Here is a 19,448-nt window from a genome sequence, read left to right as displayed (position 1 = left end):
ACTTTTAATGATCTCAGTCTCTCAAAGCATCTTCAACAAAGCTCAAACGGTCCTGACCAAAGAACACTTCACCATTTACAAAGAAGCTTGGTGCCCCAAACACCCCTCGTGCTACTGCTTCTTCGGTACTAGATTTTAAACGCGCCTTAACCTCTGGCTCACTAATACGCGCCATAAAATCAGTCACATCAATGCCTACTTTCGACAAAACCTCAGCCACGACTTCTGGTGATTCCATATTTAACTTTTCAGCCCATAGCCCATTAAAGACAGCGGATAAATAACTCTCAAATTTAGGTGTCCCCAAATAAGCGGTAACACCGCGCATAAGCTGCATCGTATTGACTGGGAAAAATGGATTGAAGCGAAAAGGCACGTCATAGATGGCTGAAAAACGCTTAAGGTCTTTGAGCATATAAGCGCCTTTAGCAGGTACGGCAGCTGGTGAGGTATTACCAACGGCTTGAAACACTGCGCCAAGTAACATAGGTCGCCAAACGACCTCGGCATTGTGGCGCTGCGCGATACTCGCTAATTGAGTCCATGCCAAGTAACTGGCTGGGCTACCCACATCAAAGAAAAACTCTACTTGTTTACTCATCTTGGCATTCCTTGCAATAGATTAAAAGTCCATTAAAATTTTGATGGTTATTAACCAGATAGGATTAAAAAGTTTCCATCCATGGGCGTAAATCCAGCTCATGTGTCCAGCTATCTCTTGGCTGACAATGCAACTGCCAATACTGCTCAGCGATATGTTCTGGATTTAAAATACCGTCTTGGTCTTTCAGCTCATAGCGCTCAGGAAAGTTGTCACGAATAAAGTCAGTATCAATAGCACCGTCAATGATAGGGTGTGCGACATGTATGCCTTTAGGTCCCAACTCGCGCGCCATGCTTTGTGCCAGAGCCCGTAGAGCAAACTTAGCACTAGCAAAAGCCGAAAAACCTTTACTACCGCGTAAAGACGCTGTTGCACCCGTAAAAATAATTGTCCCCCTCGCACGTGGAATCATAACTTTTGCCGCTTCTCTACCTGTCAAAAATCCAGCCAAGGCGCCCATCTCCCACACTTTTCGATAGACCCTTTCTGTCGTATCTAAGATGGAGAAATGAACGTTTGCTCCGATGTTAAACACCACTACTTCAATCGGGCCAATGTCTTTTTCAATATGAGCAAACAGCTCAACCATCTCTTGCTCGACACGTGCATCACAACCAAATGGCTTGACCACTCCTCCAGCCGCTTCGATATCACGGACTAATGCCTCTAGCTTCTCAACAGTCCTTCTGGTCACGCACAAAGTAAAACCTTCTCGCGCAAAACGTCTGGCAACAGCACTGCCAGTGGCATCGCCTGCGCCGATTACAACTGCTACGGGTGCTCTGTTCATGTCTATTTCCTTATAGGTTCCTTTTTAGAACTAAAAAAAACATAGCTTTATTTTTGGAACCTGTCAAGCTAACCTATGACTTAACGATAAAGGAGATAACCTATGCGCTGGGATGAACTGGACCAACAGTCTTGCTCGATAGCTCGCACTTTAGCAGTCATTGGTGATCGTTGGACGCTCATGATTTTACGTGATTGTTTTTTGGGAGTCAGACGATTCGACGTATTTGAGCAACGCTTGGGCATTACACGTCATGTCCTATCTAACCGTCTTCGCAAACTGGTTGAATACGATATTTTAAAAAAAGTCGCCTATCAGCAGCGGCCGCTACGTGAGGAATATAGACTGACAGAGTGTGGATTAGATTTGCACTCTGTCGTACTGGCATTGGTCAGTTGGGGTGATAAATATATGGCTGATGAACGCGGGGCACCGCTGTTACATAGACACAAGGCATGTGGTCACATTATGCATCCTATGACAGTATGCTCCGAGTGCGCTGTGGCCGTTACCGCACGTGATATTGAGGTTGAAATAGGACCCAAATGGATCGGTAATGATGAAGTGAGTATTTAATATAGTAGCGGTTTATAAGCCATTAGAGCTAGATATCAGAACACTTTATTTAAAAGACTTAACCTTTTACGGCTGTATTGTGCTTCAGCCTAAAGTATTCCGAAACCTCGTTAACTGTATCGAACAACGTAAAATGAATCCAATCGTGGCGTGTACCTTTCCATTAAAAGAGATACATACTGCTCAAGCGGTTTTCTTAGAAAAGAAACATGTCGGTAAAATCGTTTTGAACGTTGCTCAAGAATAATCATCGTTCAATAGCAAATAAATAGCGTATGAATGGCTTTGAATATTTTATTCAAAGCCATTCATATCTAAATCAATAGCTACTATTTTGAAGCATGAAAGTCAACCTTATCAGTCATGACTTTCAACCATTCGTTTTATTGTTAGCAGCAGAATATAGATTAAACCTATGAGATAACTGTCATTTCAGTAACGACAAATTCATCGACCATCCCATCTGTTACTTGTACATAGTTTTGGAAATGCGGGCTGTGTACATGTTGCTGAAGACACTCGTTGTTTTCCCAAATCTCATAAACCACGAAACCGTTACTATTTGCATTTTCTTGATGCAAATCATATTGGATACAACCTTGATCATCTTGTGATGCTGCCGTCAGTTTAAGCAGCTCAGTTTTGACTTGTTCAACGTGCTCAGGTTTGGCTTTGATAGTGGCGACGATGGTAAGTGGTTTGTTTGCTTGCGTGCTCATCTATTTATCCTATGTTTATTATTATCATTGATTTAAATAGGTCCAACGTATCTGCTAAAAGCGTCACATTGGACCTATTAATCTAAATGCCGTTATGCAGACCAGCCTTCTAATACAATCTTGCCATGCGCTTGCTGTTTTTCTAGCATTTGGTGCGCACTACGTAGATGTTCAGCGGTGATAGCCCCAAGATTGTGAGCGACCGTGGTTTTGATCTCGCCTGCATCAATCAATTTTGCCACTGCATTTAATAAATAATGCTGTTCAATCATGTCTGGCGTATTGAACATTGAGCGTGCAAACATAAACTCCCAATGCAGGCTTAAGCTCTTGGTTTTAAGAGGGTTGGCATCTAATGATTTTGGATCATCAATCAGTCCAAGCTTACCCTGCGGCTTTAAGCATTTAATGATTTCTTCATAATGATCTTCAGTATTATTGAGACTCACCACATAGTCTACTTCAGCAATACCTGTTTTTTGTAGTTCATCAGACAATGGGTTGCGGTGATTGATAACATGATCAGCACCCAAATCTTTGAGCCACTGCACGCTCTCATCTCTCGAAGCTGTACCGATAATCGTAGCAGACGTTCTTGTTTTTAATAACTGAGTTAGGATGGATCCAACGCCGCCCGCTGCGCCAATGACCAATACTGAGACGTTATTAGCATTCTCGCTACTATCGCTGTCATTCGCTACGCTATCAGAGACAGGCACTTGTAAACGGTCAAATAACATTTCCCAAGCCGTAATCGTCGTCAGTGGTAATGCTGCTGCCTCAGCGAAAGACAAAGAGGCTGGCATGTGCCCAACGATACGCTCATCGACCAACTGATATTCAGCATTGCTGCCTGAACGGGTCAAATCTCCAGCATAATAGACATTGTCGCCTACTGAGAATAAACTGACGTCTTCACCGACAGCCGTCACAGTACCAGCAGCATCCCAACCAATAACAGCATACTCACCCTCTGCGGCAGGACGCCCTTCACGGATTTTATAATCTACAGGATTGACTGATATGGCTTTTACTTCTACGAGAATATCGCGGCCTGAAGCAACTGGTTTATCAAGGGTGATATCTTGTAGCGACTGTTCGTTATCAATAGGTAGATTGTTTTGATAACCAATGGCTTTGATAGTTTGCATAATATTGTGTCCTGTTTTTAATGAGAAAGTTTTTAATAATAAAATTTGAAAATATAGTTAGGGCGTGTCTTCAATTCACTCGATAGTTATCTAAATGGGCTAAAAATAAGTCTTATGCATGTTATGCAAAAATTGACTGTAATACTGTCTGAGTCTGCTGCTCAAGCTCTGCAATGGCTGCTTTGTTTAGAGCATCAGCATGTGGTCGACCAAACGCCCCTCTTGCATCGCCATGTGCACCATCTGTTATATCGTTATCAAAGTATTTACCAGTATCGTCAGCGAACTCATCCGAGATGGCCAACTCCGTTAGGATATTTGCGCCTTTGTCTGCTGATGACCAATGCTGACCATACGCTTCGTTGGCCATTTTTGTGTTCAGCAGCGAACCTGGGTTGACGGCGATGACATTGATATCGTTGCTAGCGACGGTGTCAGCTAATGCCATACTCCACATGGTTAATGCCAGCTTGCTTTGGGCATAAGCATCCTTATCATCGAGGCGAGTCTGGCCTGCAAGTGCTTGATAAGATATTGATGCTTGCGCAGTTGAGCTTAAGTTCACGATACGGGCTTTATCAGACTGCTTGAGCAAAGGTAATAAAGCATTGGTCAGCTCATAAGGCGCTAGGTAATTGACTACGAAACGTACATCCAAACCGTCTTTAGTCATTGCTGATGCCGTGGTATAAATCCCTGCATTATTTATGAGCACATCAAGCTTTGGCAGTTTTTCATTGACGTCTGCTGCCATCTTTAGCACATCCGTTAAATCAGAAAAATCAGCCACAAACCCATCAATATTATCTACTGCTGCGCCTGTCGCGACTGCTTGAACCTCTGCAATGACGCTAGCAAGTTTGTCAGCATCGCGGCCATGCAGGTATACTTGGTGCCCAGCTTCTGCCAGTTTTAACGCTGCCAATTTGCCAATGCCATCTGTGCTGCCAGTAATTAAAATTGTTTTAGTGGTATTCAGAGTCATAAACCGCCCTTATTGTTTGAATTATTGTTTCAGTTTTGGATACCTGTTCTATTTTATCCATCGTGATAGCGCTCATTGTAATGAAAGTGTTGTGGGTCAAACAGTAGCCATCACCTAAAACACTTTCAATATAATTTTGAAAGTGAGTTTTATTTAAGGGGTTATGTAGAGCCTTATCTAAGCGATTGTTTGTTGTATTTGAGACAATAAAACCGTCAACCCAACCATCCTATTTAGTCTGATGTTTTTCAAACTAGGGTCTGCCCTCCATCAGCGTATCTCAATAGGATAAATTGTTCATCCGCTTGACGCGCAAGCTCCGCCTTACTAACAAGGGTAAGCAGTTTTTGCAGCACTGTAAGGATGCACTGGGCATCTTAGACAATGCCTATGTACTTAGAGAAGTTTGGTGAAACTAAGACACCCTCAGCATTGGCTGAACATAATTGTCTGTGTCTGGGACACAATGACAAATATTTTAGTCAATGAACGTTTGAAGGCTTGGGCAAACAAACGAGCGTCGCTGTATCGGGCAAAAGATGGTGACGTGGTCAGGCGTTGGACAATAATGAGACATGGTGTTGCACTAGAATCTCGTTTGGACATTAGTTCTGATATAAAAGAAGGACAGCACATTGAAATTAAACTAGGGGGTTGGCAAGTTACCCCCTATCCACTATATTTGATCTTTCCTGAACGACGATTGATTGACCCACTGTTCAATGCCGCAAAAGAGTATTTAATCGACTGCGTGCAAAATGTTTTGGCTTAAATAGCGTTCGACCTTAAACAAAATACAGTCGATTCCTCCTAAAGTGCATACGGTTCTACTGGGGTAAATATTGTGCAGCCAATTTATGTTGGATTGACGTCACCTTCCAATACGCCAATCTCTAAATTTGGCAAAAAAACGGTTTATTTTGTCAGAAAAGTTCAACGTCTCTGATTCCGGCACTGCTTCAACATGATGGCGAGCTGCCAATATCGGCTGCTGTACCAATCTTTCGTGATGATCAAACGCGCGATCAAGACTGATACTCATCATAGAAAAATTGGTCGGTCGTGGTAGGCAGCGATATACCTGACCTTTATTAATCAAATCAATCACCATATGTGCATCTTTGAACTCGGTCAACATGAGCACCATCAGATCAGGCTGAATATTTTTTAGCGCATAAACAATGGGAGTGATATTTTCTTTATTGAGCGTCGAATCCGTAATAGTGACGCCAAAGCGTTTTTTTTGTAATAAGCTTGCAGCCTGCTCAATATTGCTTGCCCAGCTCACGGTATAAGCACTCTTAAAATGACTTTTTATTTGCTGATAAACACTCTCATCATCATCTAACACCAATATACTACGCTTGCTATCAGTTCTGGCATGAATACGGTTTTGAATATCATGATTTTCAGTGGCATTTTGGGTGATTTCTTGGGTTTTCTGAGCAATCTCTGTGGCTTTATTAATGGTTTTTTTGAGTTCATCATTTTGCCAAGGCTTTGTGATATAGCGATAAATCTCGCCTTCATTCACAGAATCAATCACCGCATTCAGATCTGCATACCCCGTCAATAAGATACGAATAGTGTTCGGGGATGCCGACTTGATATCACGCAACACTTCTGTACCTTGCTTGTCTGGCATGCGTTGATCGCTGACGACCACTTGTACCTCATTCGCGCTGATATATTCCATCAGCTCAATGGCATCGGTGGTGATAAACACATCGTGTGACTGTCGAAAGTGCATTTTTAAACTGCGTAAAATGCGTGGTTCATCATCGATAAAGGCAATTTTTGGTTTTTGCATGAGGCTCTCTTTAAATAAGTAGTTGGAAATCTCTCAACTTTCAAATAAGGCCTGCGAAGATTCGGTTTTATGAGCGATAGACTGTATCGGCAGCAGGATGGTAAACGTCGTTCCAGTGCCAACGATTGAGCTGACCTCGATGCGACCGCTATGTTGTTCGATAATTTGTGCTGTGATAGCCAATCCCAACCCTGTGCCATCACCGGCTTTTTTGGTGGTGAAAAAAGGCTCAAAGATCTGCGTTAAAATACTCTCTTTGATACCAACACCATTATCTGTAATGCTGATTGCCACGTATTGTCGCGACTCATCAACAGACGAGAGGATCTGTAATGTCCCTTTATAATCCATTGGCATGGCTTGGGCGGCATTATTAAATAGATTGAGTAATACTTGGTTGATTTGCGAAGGATTGCATTGAATCAATGGTAGCTCAGCCAGACTGGTGCTGACATCTAGAGTTTTTAGATTATTACGTGCCATCACCAAAGACGTGTTGATACAGTCATTGATATCGACCTCTTTTACCTTGGATTCGTCAATTCGAGAGAAATCACGCAAACTCACGACCAACTCCGCAATCTGATCGACGCCATACAGGCCGTCTTTGATCAAATCTGTCAAATCCTCACTGACTTCATCTTCTTTAATTGCCTCGCAACACTGCAAGGTCTCCTCTATCAATTGAGTCACTTGTGCTTGGTCAGCCTCTGGTTCTTTTAATGCATGCAATAATTGATCGGTATGCTGTATCAGCTCATCAAAACGCATGAGGTTATCACCGACCAGCTCCATATTGCTACGCACATAGCCAAGAGGCGTATTGACCTCGTGCGCCACGCCTGCCACCATCTGACCGAGTGTGGCCATTTTTTCGGAGCGTACTAGGTGCACTTGTGAGGCTTTTAATTCGTCCATGGCTTGCTGCAAATCTTTCGTACGGGCGGTCACTTGGCTCTCTAGATGGACATTTATTTCAGCAAGCGCGCCTTCGTTTTCGACGACACGATCAATCAGTTGATTGGTCTGCTCGCTGATGACTTGGATTTCACTGACATTTGAGTGTGGCAATTTATGCATGCTTAATTTTTGATATTGTTTTTGCTCAATCAATGTGCCCATATCAGCCACGGCCATTGCCATGTGCTTCAATGGACGCGTAAAGTAGCGACGAAATACCCATGCAGTCAGTAATAAAATCGGAATAAACCCCAATAGCATGGCTTGAATCAGCTGGTTTGACAGTGCATTTGCCACGCTCATCATGTCATTATCAGGCTTAACGATGACCATCTTCCAATACGTAAATGGCATACGAAACACAAAAGCGGTGGCAGACTGCTGCAACACAAAATCATTGGGCACAGCGATGGTATCGACCAAATGACTGCCGACTAAGTTAAACGTCTGATCGATGTTCAACAGCAATAATGCGGAGAGTAATTGGGATTCTTGTTCGCTGATTTTGTCCAAATTGGTCGTGCTCAAAATACTACGGGCGGCGAGCGTGAAACGGCCTTCATCTTTAGCAGTCGCTTCATCGATCAGTGTGCGATTGATACTATCTAGGCGATCAGCAATAGGTGCAAAGCTAGGGTTTTTCTTGGCCAATTGATGTGCGGTTACCATTTCGCCCTGAGGATTATCTTCCGTCACCTGAGTGACCATCGACTGATCAGGAAAGGTCAAAAACCGATTGTCCAAGTCTACCAAAAAGACGTAGCCACCTACCTTATCTTGCCATTTTTTCATGGCATCATCGAGATTATCCAATAACAAATTAAAACTCACCACGCCATCAAAAGCTTGGTTACGACTGTCATATAATGACTTTGCACACGTCATCATCGGCTGATTGCTCACGGGATCCACATACGCACGGCTCCAGACACAGTGGTCATGACGCGCATACATCGCTGGAATGTACCACCAATCTCGATAATAAGGATTGGGCGTTTGGCTCACTTGATTATAGCGTTCTGATGGTTGCATGTTGCCTGCCTCATCACGCGCCCACACAAACGACTGACGCTCTCGACCTTGCTCATACATATTGGGGTCAAACCATACACCGCCGCCCACGATTCGCAGGTCCGTCTGCTGCATGAGATTTCCAAAGGTTTCTTTATAAAGAACGTCTTCTTTTGGCAAGCCACCAGCCATCGTACTGGTCGCCTTTGCCAATCCATCGACATGGCTGATACTCGCCATAATGCTATTGATTGCTTCATTACCCGTTTCAACCACTGTTTCTGAAGTCATCTCTAGTAGGCGCGGCTTCGCTTGGGTTTCAATAACCCAGTACACTATCAGAATAATCAATGAAAAAGCCAATGCCAAAATAATCAGCATGCGCGTGGAAATACTACCAAGCCGATTAGTCACACTCATAAACAAACCTTGTATTGATGCGCCTACTGTTATCAATGACTCATACAATAAGTCAAGACATCAGCCATACGCAGCCACCATTCATAGTGAGCTCAAGGATACGATGCGGTTATGACAAGATAATGACAAAAGTCGTGTTTTTAGGGTTTGTCCTCATTTTAAACATAACAAAAAAAATGCGCCAATTTGCCGTCAAACAAAAAAACAGCGTAGACAATACCATAAGTATTTTTATTACTATTCATCATTCATCCCTGATTAATTTATTTAGTGATAAGTTAAGGTTTATCATTGACGACATCCCTTGCCTGTAGACTATAATTTCATAACAGCGCTTAGAAGTTTGTCCCGCACACGACAATTCCTCAATAAATGAGAGATAAATACACTTAAATACTTATAGTAGAAGTATGAATTAGCCCTTAATCTATATTCAATAAACCGATTTCAGCTTGCCGGAATATTGGTATTCTGTAAAAATACGGAGGTTCTGTAAAAATAAAATAGGAAAACACGAAATGACATTCTCGAAGTCAGTAACCTATTTGCAGACTCGCTAAAGGAATAGACCTCCGCTACTTCTAACAAAACGGACAAGTAATATAATCATGAAAAAATCAGTGCGAACACTTTTTAGCCGAGTTGGTCTGACTGCTGTCGTTGCCGCCTTATTGATATCTGGACAAGTGCAAGCAGCAGACAGCGACAGTCATCTGAAAAGCACAGTAGATGCACAAGCCAAGTCGCTAATGAAAGCACATGATATTCCAGGTATGGCATTTGGTATTATTGTCGATGGAAAGTCGTCTTTTTATAACTACGGTTTGGCTGACAAACAATCTGGCAAGGCTGTTTCAGAAAACACTATCTTTGAGTTGGGCTCTATCAGTAAGACCTTTGCCGCGACTTTGGCCAGTTACTCCGAACTCAATGGCACACTCGACTTGGAGGATACCGCTGATAAATACATTCCTTATCTACAAGACAGCGCCATTGGTAACACCAAGCTTATCAACCTAGCCACCTATTCGGCAGGTGGTCTACCACTTCAAGTACCTAACGATGTCAAAAACAATAAGGAATTGTTCCGCTACTATAAGTCGTGGCAACCTGCCTTCCCTATCAACTCAAAACGTCTATACTCTAACGCCAGTATAGGACTATTCGGCCATATATCAGCCTTGAGTATGGGCGCGGATTACACACAGGTGATGGAAGATAAAATACTGCCCTTACTCAATATGCCTAGTACCTTTGTCAATGTTCCTAACGACAAAATGGACGATTATGCGTTTGGTTATAACGCTGCTGGAGAGCCGATAAGAGTTAACCCTGGGATTTTGGACGCCGAAGCTTATGGTATTAAATCAACCAGCGCGGATATGACCCATTACATGGCGGCTAACATGGGGTTAATCCCTTTGGATAAAAATATTCAACAGTCATTGCAAAACACTAGAAAGGGATACTATCAAGCGAGCACTGTTACACAGGGATTGGCGTGGGAGATGTATCCATTCCCCACTCAGCTAGACACACTGCTTGAAGGTAATTCAACGGATGTGGTACTCAAGCCACAGCCCATCATAGCGAACAATCAGCCGACACCTGTTTTAAACGATGTATGGGTGAACAAGACAGGCGCTACCAATGCTTTCGGTGGATATATCGCTTATATTCCCGCAAAAAAATCTGGTATTGTCATTTTGGCAAATAAGAACTACCCCAACGCAGAGAGGGTCAAAGCGGCTTACACCATCCTGCAAAGTGCGATGGCTAATTGAAGTAGAAGAAAACAGAACGTTGCTGTGTCTCTAGTGATATTCACCTTTTTTAAACTAATATAATGAATGTAAAAAAAGTCCTTTATATCAGTATAAAGGACTTTTTTTCTAAACTTGAGAGTGTTAGTTCTTACTATTTTTCAAACTCTTTGAAATCTGCTTTACGAATTTTGGCATGGATACCTTTGGTCTTATCCACGACTTGCGATACTTCAAAATCTGTCGCTGCACTTAGGTAAGCATAAGCGATTGCCTCATCAATACCATACTCTTGATTTAAGAAACGAATCGCTTCACGAGTAGACTTCTTCATCGCCTCATCCAAATCTTCATCTAGCCCTGGCGTGATCCAAAATTCAGCATTCTCTGCCAAAGGTTGCACAATCTCTTTACCCGGGATCTTATCCTTACCTGCTTTTAGCAGTGTCAACTTAAAAGTGGCGTCATTTTAGAGCATAGATGCTGCATGCAAAGGTACTGAATTAAAAAATATTGAATGAAAAGATGATTGATAGAAAACTGTACTATCAATTTTATTCTAAGTCACGCTATGCAAATTGGCGTTCGAATGACGCCTAACTTTCAACATAGGCTGGCTGGCAAATAAGACAATCACACCAACTAAAGAAAACACACCAAAGGCGTAGAACGCAGTAGCAGCACCATACCGATCCACAATCAAACCAGTAAAGATGACGGGTACACTAAGCCCTATATATGCCATCAGAAAATAGCCTGCACTTGCACGTGCCTGCTCATTTCTAGCAGATTTTGCGACTCCTAACATACCGCCCAAATAGACAAAACCATAGCAACTAGTACTGGCCAAAAATGCCGCCAAAAGAATCACTGGTAGATTGGCATTCAACGTCCCCCAAGCCAATAAAGCATAAGCTGGTAGTAAGATCAGAAGACCTAGCTTGCTTGAAACTTGAGGGTCAAGCTTTCGGGCGATTGGCTGAACGATCAATCCACAACTGATGGCTAACATAGAGGATACCCCTGCATATTTAGCCAGTCCATGCGTGGCCAGTACTGAGGGAATAACTGACAACACCAATCCGGTCGTCGCCCAACAGATCAAGATACCGCTGCCATACCAGATGACCTCACGATTAAAATAAGGTAGCCGTAGCATAGAGGTGGGAAAATTAGTGCGTTTAGGTGCCGTCTCTGGTAATTGATATAACAAAAACATAGCGAATATCTCGCTCGCTAGCAGTAAGAAAAAACTGGCTGGTTGATCAGTTTCATAAAACATCAAAGAAACCGTCGTCAATACAGGGCCAAGACCAAAACCTATCGTTGTACTGGCCGTCACCCACGCTGTCGCACGCATCGTATCTGTTGAGCCGAGCAGCTCAATCATATAGGCCGTCGCCGTAGCAGCCATCAGAGCCGTTCCCACACCCAGTACGAATCGCGCTATTGCTAACGCGCGCGTATATGGATAAAACAACATAAGAGCCGTCGCTGCTACCGATAGGGCTAGAGAGATTAAAATCACCTTGCGCCGTCCGATGCGATCAGATAATCCGCCAAAAGCTAACAATACAGGTATGACACCCAATACATAAAAGGAAAACGCTATCGTAGTTGCTAGCACGCCATAGCCATCATTGTGCGCATAAACGGCATAAAGCGGCCCTTGGATATTGACGCTTGTCGTTATCACACATAAGGCAAAGGCCAGATATTTATTATATTTTTTAGTGGTCATATATCGCTGCTTTTTGAATAATAATCGTTGAATTGACTGAGGTTAGTGTGATTCACAGTAGAATGACACTAACCTCTACATCGTTTACGTCCAATGATTAAAACAAAAGTACAGTAGGTTATCTATATACAATACAGTACAATTAGACAGAACTGTTTGGTCTATAAAACCCATACAGTTGGGATATCCTACCCATATATTGTCCTAGCTATAACCTTAAGATAAAACCTTCACAAAATTCGCCTTACCAAAAATTGTAAAAAATATGAATAAGAAGCTAACACGCATCGAAGTTGTCATGGCTGACGTAAAAGAGAAAATAGCAACCGTTATCTACATGCCAGAGTCGCGACTACCGTCTGTCCGTGCCGCTGCCAAAGATTATGGATTCTCACCATCGACCGTGGTTGAAGCCTATGAACGCCTGCAAACTGAGGGAATCATCTACTCCCGTCCTGGTGCAGGGTTTTATGTGGCAGAGACGACAGCGCCGCTATCATTGACAGATATAGCACCAAAAATTGATCGAGTGGTAGATCCATTGTGGGTATCACGGCAGTCGCTGGAGCCACCCGATGGTGCGCTAAAGCCAGGCTGTGGGTGGTTGCCAGCGGACTGGCTATTTGAGGCAGGTATACGCCGTGGTCTGCGAAATGTGGCAAAAGCTGACGCGTCCATTATCAGTGAGTATGCAACGCCGTTAGGGCTGTTAGCATTGCGCCAATTACTCACACGGCGTATGGCAGGATTGAGTATCAATGCAGAACCGTCACAGGTCATATTGACGGATTCAGGCACTCAGGCGATAGATTTGATTTTTCGATTTTTACTAACGCCGGGTGATACGGTTGTCGTCGATGATCCTTGTTACTTTAATTTTCGAGCACAGCTGCTTGCCCATCGGGTCAAAGTGGTTGGTGTCCCTTATACGCCCAATGGGCCAGATGTAGAGGCCTTTGCAGCGATTTTAGATGAGCATAAGCCGCGCCTGTACATCACCAATGCTGCCATTCATAATCCTACGGGCGCCACGTTATCACCTGCCACGGCATACTGTGTATTACAATTGGCTCAAGCGGCTGGTTTGTACATTATCGAAGACGATATTTTTGCAGATTTTGAAGTCAAGCCTGCAGCGAGATTGGCGGCTTTGGATGGGTTATCACGCGTATTCTATATCGGCAGTTTTTCTAAAACGTTATCCGCATCCCTACGCTGTGGTTATATTGCAGCGCCTACAGAGTGGGTTGAGAGTTTGGTAGATTTAAAGATAGCGACTGGCTTTGGTGGCAGTCAGTTAGCAGCGGCGGTTGTGTTCTCAGCATTGACTGATAGCGGCTACCGTAAGCATATGAATGATATCCATACTCGGCTGGCAAGCGCGCGTACTCATACGCTACCACGATTGGCTAAATTAGGCATCGTACCGTGGCTGCTCCCACAAGCAGGTATGTTCCTATGGTGCCGATTACCTGAGAATAATAATGCGACCGAATTGGCCAATCGCTGTTTATCCAAAGGTGTGGTATTGGCGCCGGGCAATGTTTTTAGCCAATCGGACAATGCTGAGAACTTTATGCGGTTCAATGTGGCGCAGATGAGTCATTCAAAAGTTTTCGAGGTATTGGCTCAATCGTTAGACTAACCAATCAGAGACTTATATAGTCATTCCACTATATAAGTATTACAGCGTTAACCTCGCTTGAAGTATCACATGTACATCTACACTCGGTTGCCTTGTACTACTTTTAAATTGAATCGACTATAGTGCTAGTACCGTCCTATTATATAGTGACCTTTCGACTATAATTCTAAGCCTAAATATCAGCCAAGTATAAGTCAAACACAATCAAATCTAATCACTTCCGACAACGGATACTATTTCTCTAGGATAGCTCATATGTCCCCTATATATACTGCATTGGCTGTACTGGTTACCTTTATCTGGGGCGTAAATTTTACTTTTATTGCGTGGGGTCTTGAGAGCTTTCCGCCACTGATGCTTACCGCCCTGCGTTTTTTCTTTACTGCTGTACCACTGGTATTGTTTCTAAAGCCGCCTAAATTTAACCGTACCTTGTTTATTTATGCCATCGGTACATTTGTCATGCAGTACGCCTTTGTATTCACGGCGATGCATCTGGGTTCATCCCCGGGGCTGACGGCACTACTGCTACAAATTCAGATTTTTATCACGGTATTGCTAGCGTACTTTATATTGGGTGAAGCAGTCAGCCGTATGCAAATCGTCGGTATGTTGGTCGGTGTGCTAGGACTTAGCGTGATTGCGTTAAACCTTGGCGGTGATATGCCTTTGGCAGGGTTCATCTGTATTTTGATTGCGGCCATCGGTTGGAGCTTTGGTAACATTGCATCCAAGCAAGCCTCCAAGCAAGCATCAAAACAGGCCTCAGAAAAAGCGTCAGAGCAAACGGCTCTAAAAGCGACGCAGCAAGGAACAAGAGTATCTGTTGCCACATCTAGCACTGGAAAAAATAAAGCCTCTGCTTTGTCTGCGCTAGCGCTGGTAGTCTGGGGCGGTCTCATTGCTTGCGTGATGTTAACGATATCTTCTCTTACATTTGAGACTGATGCATGGCAGTTGGCGACGTTTACTGAAGCATCACTCAAGTCTTGGCTCTCACTTGGGTTTATCGTCTATATCTCAACCTTAATTGGTTTTGGCCTGTGGGCACACTTACTCAGTCAAAACACCGCCTCCAAGGTTATGCCGTTTGCACTATTGGTGCCCGTATTCGGTATGGTGACCTCAGTACTACTCACAGGAGAAGTAGTGACGTGGTGGAAGATGCTGGCCATGATGTTGATCTTATCAGGGCTGTTATTGGCGAATGTGAAGATAAAAATGAAAAGAAAGGCTATTTGAATGGTTACTCAGTTTTATCTTGACTCGCTATTACCGTCCAGTTAAGGTTTATTCATAGTAATTAAATTGCCCACCGTGACTGATACTAGTAAGAAATCAATCTATATCAGCTTTGTTTTATATACGTCATATTTAGAAGGTGGCCCCTGCTCTTAAGTTTACTGCTCTTAAGTGTTAAGTCACAACCGACATGGAAGTCGAAAACTGACGTGGTTTGCTCTGTCATTAGTAAAAAGTACAGAGCGCACCGTAGTCTACAAACTTTGAGGTGATTTGCATGCGTATAGACATACCGACTTACTATGATCGTCTGCTGCAGAAACTCTCAAAACTGATGGTTTCACCTCGATTATGCTTTGCGTTTTTTCTATTCATCATCATTGTTATCTCGCTGTTATTCACTGGTTGCGCAAAACGAGTCTGGAACAAGCCCATTGTAGAGAAGAGCACTGCTCGCTATGATTTTCATAACAACCTCCCAAAAAACTCAGACGAAGTTTTTGTTGTACTTGCCTTTTCTGGTGGTGGTACACGGGCAGCAGCACTCAGCTACGGGGTGCTAGAAAAGCTACGTGATACACCAGTAACTATCAATGGCGTAGAGCGCCGATTATTAGATGAGGTAGATGTCATCTCTTCGGTATCTGGCGGGAGCTACACGGCAGCATATTACGGACTATTTGGCGATGACATTTTTGAGAAATTTGCTCCAGAATTCTTGTATGAAGATTGGCAATCACGACTGATTAGACTTGCGATACGTCCGCAAAGCCTAATAGCGATGAGCAGTTCTGAATACAATCGTGGGGATTTGGTGGCTGACAATTTAGACAACAGTCTATTTCAACAAAAGACCTTTGCTGATATGAGCCGTGGAAAATTGCCTTACGTTATCCTAAATGCAAGTGATCTAAACAACGCGATGACTTTTTCATTTACTCAGCAGCAGTTTGACTTTTTGTGTTCGGATTTATCAAGCTACCCAGTTGCCAATGCGGTGATGGCCTCTTCCTCAGTCCCTGGCATCTTTGCCCCTATTGCCCTACACAACTTTTCTGATTGTTCGCAGCGCTCGCAGCCTTGGGTCAATGACGCACTAAATCAAGACAGTCATTTGCCGCGTAGTTATGCGATAGCTCGCGCACTAGATAGGTATTCGCAGCCAGATCGAATGCCAGTAGTGCGCTTGGTAGATGGCGGGGTAACCGATAATCTTGGCGTGCGCGGCTCAATGATGAGTCCTGTGACCCAATATGGTGATGTGCCCAACATGGCAGGCGCTTTCAGTCCTGCGAAATTGCGCCAAGTCAGACAAGTACTGGTCGTTGTAGCCAATGCTCAGACCTATTCAGAGCATGAGTGGTCAGTAGAAAATAAAGACCCGAGTTTTCTTGATACCATTTCAGCGGCGAGTGAAGTCGCACTAGGCACACTAAATAACGAAACTGTCTCATTGGCCAAAAAAGAATTTTTACAATGGGGAGAGCATGTAAATGCTCAGCGACCTGCAAATGCGCCTCAGGTAGAAGTGCATTTCTCCGTATTAACCTTCGATCAAGTCGAAGATAAAACAGAGCGTGCAAAGTTCGATGCCATGCCGACCACCTTTCATTTACAACCTGAACAAGTAGATGACTTACGCTATTTGGGCAGTGATTTACTTGAACAATCTAAAGAGTTTCAAAATTTCCGCAATGCCCTTCAATGACCGTCATCGTGCTTGCCAATAATCAAGTATGCGTGACTGTCAAAATTCCTTAGCAGCATCATAACTGATAGCATGCCAGCCTATATTTATCGCATTTTTCTATCTCTGCCTGCTATATCCGCCTCATTTCTTCTCGAACTGAACATTCATAACGTGCTTGTGGTTACAAGTAATTTTGAACGATTACTCAAAATTACTTGAATGACTGTTCAAGACCTTTTATCGTAGAAACGATACATATTGGGGTGTTTAATATTGGCAGGTAGTACACAATAATTTTAAAAAGCACCTATACTCTTTCGTATCTCTACTGCACATATAAACAGCTATCTACCTCCAATGTATTACGACTGGATAATAACCAAAATTAAAAACATCAAAAAAATAATAACGATTCAAACCTGAAAAAGGAATGACTACTATGAACAAATATATGGCTGGAATAATAGCTGCTTTTATCGCGACCATCGTTATGTCGCTACTTCTCATGCTAAAAAGTGCAATAGGTCTCATGCCTGATTTAGATATTATTGCGATGCTCGCATCGATGATGGGTGGCAGTCACATAATAGCGTGGATCGCTCACTTTATGGTCGGGTCGATCGGCTATGGTATCGTCATGGCATTGATAGCAGGTACGGATAGAAGTAAGAACTTTACGCTGACTGGCGCAATGGTAGGTGCAATTGGTTGGTTTATGATGATGATTGCTATTATGCCTATGATGGGCAATGGCTTATTTGGTTTATCTATGCCAAGCGGCATTATGATTCCAATCGCCACTCTTATGCTACATCTCGTATTTGGTGTAGTATTGGGCAAAGTTTATGTCAAACTGGTTGCCGCACACTAAACACTTGAAAACCAATTAGCTATAAGAATATTTGATTGAAGTTCGATATCAAAAATCAACATTAGAAAATGACATCAAAAGTATAAACTTAAGTGCTTTTATAAGTATTTGAAATAAGCTGCTAACGATGACCACTAAAACACTTGGCCATCAATAGCAGCTTTTTATTTTCTGCAGCTTTTTTTCTATAGTTATCGTAAATCATCCACGACAGCTAGCATTGCTACCAGTGATGCTTCGCCTAATTTGATAGAACGCTCGGGTGACCAACCCATCTCTTCATCGGGCAGATTATCATTGTCTTTGAATGGCATCTCTAACGTATTAGCGAGGCAATCAAAACGCTCTGCTACCCAATTGGTGGCAACGGTCATATTGGCAGCACCCGGCGCATCGATCTCATAGCCAATCTCAGACTGAAAATCAGCACTGGCTAACTTTAATACGTCTGAAAACTTATCACGTAGTCTAGCAAGACGGTCACTGTAGCTTGGCGTCCCTTGTGACCCAGCGAGGAATACGTATGGCAATGCTTCATCGCCATGCACATCATAAAATAGATCGACGCCTGTCGCTTCCATTTTATTAATCACATGAAATACTTCAGGGCTTTTGTCTAAGCTTGGATTTTGCCATTCACGGTTTAAATTGGTTCCGACAGCGTTAGTACGCAAGTGTCCACGCACACTGCCATCAGGGTTCATATTAGGGACAATATAAAAATTGGCCTTGTCTAATAACTGTTTGCCAGTCGCATTATCGCTATCTAACAAGCTATACAACAAACCCTCGATCAGCCATTCAGCCATCGTCTCACCTGGATGCTGACGAGCAGTAATCCATATATTACGCTTGTGAACAGCACCGTCACCTATTTTGACTAGGGTCAAGTCACGTTTATCAAGCGTTTCGCCTAGATGCTCCAACGTCACTAGCGGATGTACTTGCACGGCAGCCAATAAATCTTGCTGACGCTCATAGCTATAAGGCGCAAAATACGCAATCTGAATGGTCTCGCATTCTAACTCTGCCACGATGGTCAACTTGCCATCTTTATAAGACGTTGGCAGACGGAACCAATGCTGACGATCATAAGAAGCCACCGCTTGGTAGTTCTCCCAACCCTCCAGATAAGAGGCCTCTCCTGCATTCAGAATATTGAGAACATACTGCTTCCCTATTTGACCTGACAGACGAAAGTTAAACCACTGAAAAAACTCGCCGCCAACGTCTGGACGAATCGCTAATTGAATGTCGTTTTTGTCATCTGCATTAATAATGTCAATGTTGCCTGCATCGAAATTAGCCGTGATATGCATAGTCATTCCCTAATTGGTTTTTATGATTGTGTTTTAAGTATTATGTTCGTTATCGACTTACTCTTTTACCTATTGCCTTTTAATAATCTCTAACTTTGTATGGGGCATTAGATATACATTTACTTGGTCATTACCAGCTCGTTTTCAAGGC

The 19,448-nt window shown here is 43.1% G+C and carries 17 protein-coding genes and 1 pseudogene; 8 read left to right on the top strand and 10 right to left on the bottom strand.

The window, feature by feature from the left end:
* Window positions 1-13: 13 nt before the first annotated feature.
* Window positions 14-601, bottom strand: a complete 588-nt coding sequence (locus tag ACQKC9_RS12905; RefSeq protein WP_427622182.1) for a 2-hydroxychromene-2-carboxylate isomerase — start codon at window positions 599-601, stop codon at window positions 14-16.
* A gap of 64 nt (window positions 602-665) precedes the next feature.
* The gene (locus ACQKC9_RS12900; RefSeq protein ID WP_427622180.1) at window positions 666-1,394 is read right to left on the bottom strand and encodes an SDR family oxidoreductase; all 729 of its coding nucleotides are present in this window, start codon (window positions 1,392-1,394) and stop codon (window positions 666-668) included.
* A gap of 102 nt (window positions 1,395-1,496) precedes the next feature.
* On the opposite strand from ACQKC9_RS12900, the gene ACQKC9_RS12895 reads away from it, so the two are divergent.
* The gene (locus ACQKC9_RS12895; RefSeq protein WP_427622178.1) at window positions 1,497-1,970 is read left to right on the top strand and encodes a winged helix-turn-helix transcriptional regulator; all 474 of its coding nucleotides are present in this window, start codon (window positions 1,497-1,499) and stop codon (window positions 1,968-1,970) included.
* Window positions 1,971-2,049: 79 nt separating this feature from the next.
* Window positions 2,050-2,217, top strand: a complete 168-nt coding sequence (locus tag ACQKC9_RS12890; protein ID WP_427622176.1) for a zinc-binding dehydrogenase — start codon at window positions 2,050-2,052, stop codon at window positions 2,215-2,217.
* Window positions 2,218-2,383: 166 nt separating this feature from the next.
* On the opposite strand, the gene ACQKC9_RS12885 is transcribed toward ACQKC9_RS12890, so the two are convergent.
* The 3 genes from ACQKC9_RS12885 to ACQKC9_RS12875 all read right to left on the bottom strand — a co-directional run bounded on the left by ACQKC9_RS12885 (window position 2,384) and on the right by ACQKC9_RS12875 (window position 4,825).
* The gene (locus ACQKC9_RS12885) at window positions 2,384-2,689 is read right to left on the bottom strand and encodes a putative quinol monooxygenase (RefSeq protein WP_427622174.1); all 306 of its coding nucleotides are present in this window, start codon (window positions 2,687-2,689) and stop codon (window positions 2,384-2,386) included.
* A 92-nt stretch (window positions 2,690-2,781) separates the two neighbouring features.
* On the bottom strand, window positions 2,782-3,831 hold the full coding sequence (locus tag ACQKC9_RS12880; RefSeq protein ID WP_427622209.1) for a zinc-binding alcohol dehydrogenase family protein: 1,050 nt from the start codon (window positions 3,829-3,831) through the stop codon (window positions 2,782-2,784).
* A gap of 130 nt (window positions 3,832-3,961) precedes the next feature.
* The gene (locus ACQKC9_RS12875) at window positions 3,962-4,825 is read right to left on the bottom strand and encodes an SDR family NAD(P)-dependent oxidoreductase (RefSeq protein WP_427622172.1); all 864 of its coding nucleotides are present in this window, start codon (window positions 4,823-4,825) and stop codon (window positions 3,962-3,964) included.
* Window positions 4,826-5,291: 466 nt separating this feature from the next.
* Between ACQKC9_RS12875 and ACQKC9_RS12870 the strand changes: the two genes are divergently transcribed.
* The gene (locus ACQKC9_RS12870; RefSeq protein WP_427622170.1) at window positions 5,292-5,597 is read left to right on the top strand and encodes a hypothetical protein; all 306 of its coding nucleotides are present in this window, start codon (window positions 5,292-5,294) and stop codon (window positions 5,595-5,597) included.
* A gap of 99 nt (window positions 5,598-5,696) precedes the next feature.
* Here ACQKC9_RS12870 and ACQKC9_RS12865 read toward each other — a convergent pair whose 3' ends face one another.
* A complete protein-coding gene (locus ACQKC9_RS12865; RefSeq protein ID WP_427622168.1) occupies window positions 5,697-6,635 on the bottom strand; it encodes a response regulator in 939 nt (312 codons plus the stop codon).
* A 33-nt stretch (window positions 6,636-6,668) separates the two neighbouring features.
* Window positions 6,669-9,026, bottom strand: coding sequence for a sensor histidine kinase (locus ACQKC9_RS12860; RefSeq protein WP_427622166.1), 2,358 nt, complete (start codon window positions 9,024-9,026; stop codon window positions 6,669-6,671).
* Window positions 9,027-9,634: 608 nt separating this feature from the next.
* Here ACQKC9_RS12860 and ampC point away from each other — a divergent pair.
* Window positions 9,635-10,810 carry a class C beta-lactamase gene (ampC, locus tag ACQKC9_RS12855; protein WP_427622164.1) on the top strand — a complete coding sequence of 392 codons (1,176 nt, stop codon included), beginning with the start codon at window positions 9,635-9,637 and terminating at the stop codon, window positions 10,808-10,810.
* Between the two features lie 133 nt (window positions 10,811-10,943).
* Here the strand turns inward: ampC and ACQKC9_RS12850 are convergent.
* Window positions 10,944-11,252: pseudogene (locus ACQKC9_RS12850) on the bottom strand (acetamidase/formamidase family protein); the annotation flags it as partial.
* A 96-nt stretch (window positions 11,253-11,348) separates the two neighbouring features.
* Window positions 11,349-12,530: an MFS transporter gene (locus ACQKC9_RS12845; RefSeq protein WP_427622162.1), complete on the bottom strand. Its 1,182-nt coding sequence runs from the start codon at window positions 12,528-12,530 to the stop codon at window positions 11,349-11,351.
* A gap of 265 nt (window positions 12,531-12,795) precedes the next feature.
* Between ACQKC9_RS12845 and ACQKC9_RS12840 the strand changes: the two genes are divergently transcribed.
* From ACQKC9_RS12840 to ACQKC9_RS12825, 4 genes are all read left to right on the top strand, one after another.
* On the top strand, window positions 12,796-14,175 hold the full coding sequence (locus tag ACQKC9_RS12840) for a PLP-dependent aminotransferase family protein (protein WP_427622160.1): 1,380 nt from the start codon (window positions 12,796-12,798) through the stop codon (window positions 14,173-14,175).
* Between the two features lie 255 nt (window positions 14,176-14,430).
* Complete coding sequence (locus ACQKC9_RS12835) at window positions 14,431-15,417, top strand: EamA family transporter (protein WP_427622158.1); 987 nt, start codon at window positions 14,431-14,433, stop codon at window positions 15,415-15,417.
* A 277-nt stretch (window positions 15,418-15,694) separates the two neighbouring features.
* Window positions 15,695-17,125, top strand: coding sequence for a patatin-like phospholipase family protein (locus tag ACQKC9_RS12830; RefSeq protein ID WP_427622156.1), 1,431 nt, complete (start codon window positions 15,695-15,697; stop codon window positions 17,123-17,125).
* 421 nt (window positions 17,126-17,546) lie between these two features.
* Window positions 17,547-17,978, top strand: a complete 432-nt coding sequence (locus ACQKC9_RS12825; protein WP_427622154.1) for a DUF6789 family protein — start codon at window positions 17,547-17,549, stop codon at window positions 17,976-17,978.
* A gap of 191 nt (window positions 17,979-18,169) precedes the next feature.
* Here ACQKC9_RS12825 and ACQKC9_RS12820 read toward each other — a convergent pair whose 3' ends face one another.
* Window positions 18,170-19,297, bottom strand: coding sequence for a M14 family metallopeptidase (locus tag ACQKC9_RS12820; RefSeq protein WP_427622152.1), 1,128 nt, complete (start codon window positions 19,295-19,297; stop codon window positions 18,170-18,172).
* Window positions 19,298-19,448: the final 151 nt, after the last annotated feature.

This window comes from Psychrobacter sp. NPDC078409 (genome assembly GCF_050268505.1).
Classification (GTDB): Bacteria; Pseudomonadota; Gammaproteobacteria; order Pseudomonadales; family Moraxellaceae; genus Psychrobacter.
Note: the sequence above shows the minus strand (reverse complement) of the source record. Positions and strands in the feature narration are given on the sequence as shown.

Coding starts and splice junctions, on each gene's coding strand:
- ACQKC9_RS12905 (WP_427622182.1), bottom strand. CDS start 601: ATGAGTAAACAAGTAGAGTTTTTCTTTGATGTGGGTAGCCCAGCCAGT.
- ACQKC9_RS12900 (WP_427622180.1), bottom strand. CDS start 1,394: ATGAACAGAGCACCCGTAGCAGTTGTAATCGGCGCAGGCGATGCCACT.
- ACQKC9_RS12895 (WP_427622178.1), top strand. CDS start 1,497: ATGCGCTGGGATGAACTGGACCAACAGTCTTGCTCGATAGCTCGCACT.
- ACQKC9_RS12885 (WP_427622174.1), bottom strand. CDS start 2,689: ATGAGCACGCAAGCAAACAAACCACTTACCATCGTCGCCACTATCAAA.
- ACQKC9_RS12875 (WP_427622172.1), bottom strand. CDS start 4,825: ATGACTCTGAATACCACTAAAACAATTTTAATTACTGGCAGCACAGAT.
- ACQKC9_RS12870 (WP_427622170.1), top strand. CDS start 5,292: ATGACAAATATTTTAGTCAATGAACGTTTGAAGGCTTGGGCAAACAAA.
- ACQKC9_RS12865 (WP_427622168.1), bottom strand. CDS start 6,635: ATGCAAAAACCAAAAATTGCCTTTATCGATGATGAACCACGCATTTTA.
- ACQKC9_RS12860 (WP_427622166.1), bottom strand. CDS start 9,026: ATGAGTGTGACTAATCGGCTTGGTAGTATTTCCACGCGCATGCTGATT.
- ampC (WP_427622164.1), top strand. CDS start 9,635: ATGAAAAAATCAGTGCGAACACTTTTTAGCCGAGTTGGTCTGACTGCT.
- ACQKC9_RS12845 (WP_427622162.1), bottom strand. CDS start 12,530: ATGACCACTAAAAAATATAATAAATATCTGGCCTTTGCCTTATGTGTG.
- ACQKC9_RS12840 (WP_427622160.1), top strand. CDS start 12,796: ATGAATAAGAAGCTAACACGCATCGAAGTTGTCATGGCTGACGTAAAA.
- ACQKC9_RS12835 (WP_427622158.1), top strand. CDS start 14,431: ATGTCCCCTATATATACTGCATTGGCTGTACTGGTTACCTTTATCTGG.
- ACQKC9_RS12830 (WP_427622156.1), top strand. CDS start 15,695: ATGCGTATAGACATACCGACTTACTATGATCGTCTGCTGCAGAAACTC.
- ACQKC9_RS12825 (WP_427622154.1), top strand. CDS start 17,547: ATGAACAAATATATGGCTGGAATAATAGCTGCTTTTATCGCGACCATC.
- ACQKC9_RS12820 (WP_427622152.1), bottom strand. CDS start 19,297: ATGCATATCACGGCTAATTTCGATGCAGGCAACATTGACATTATTAAT.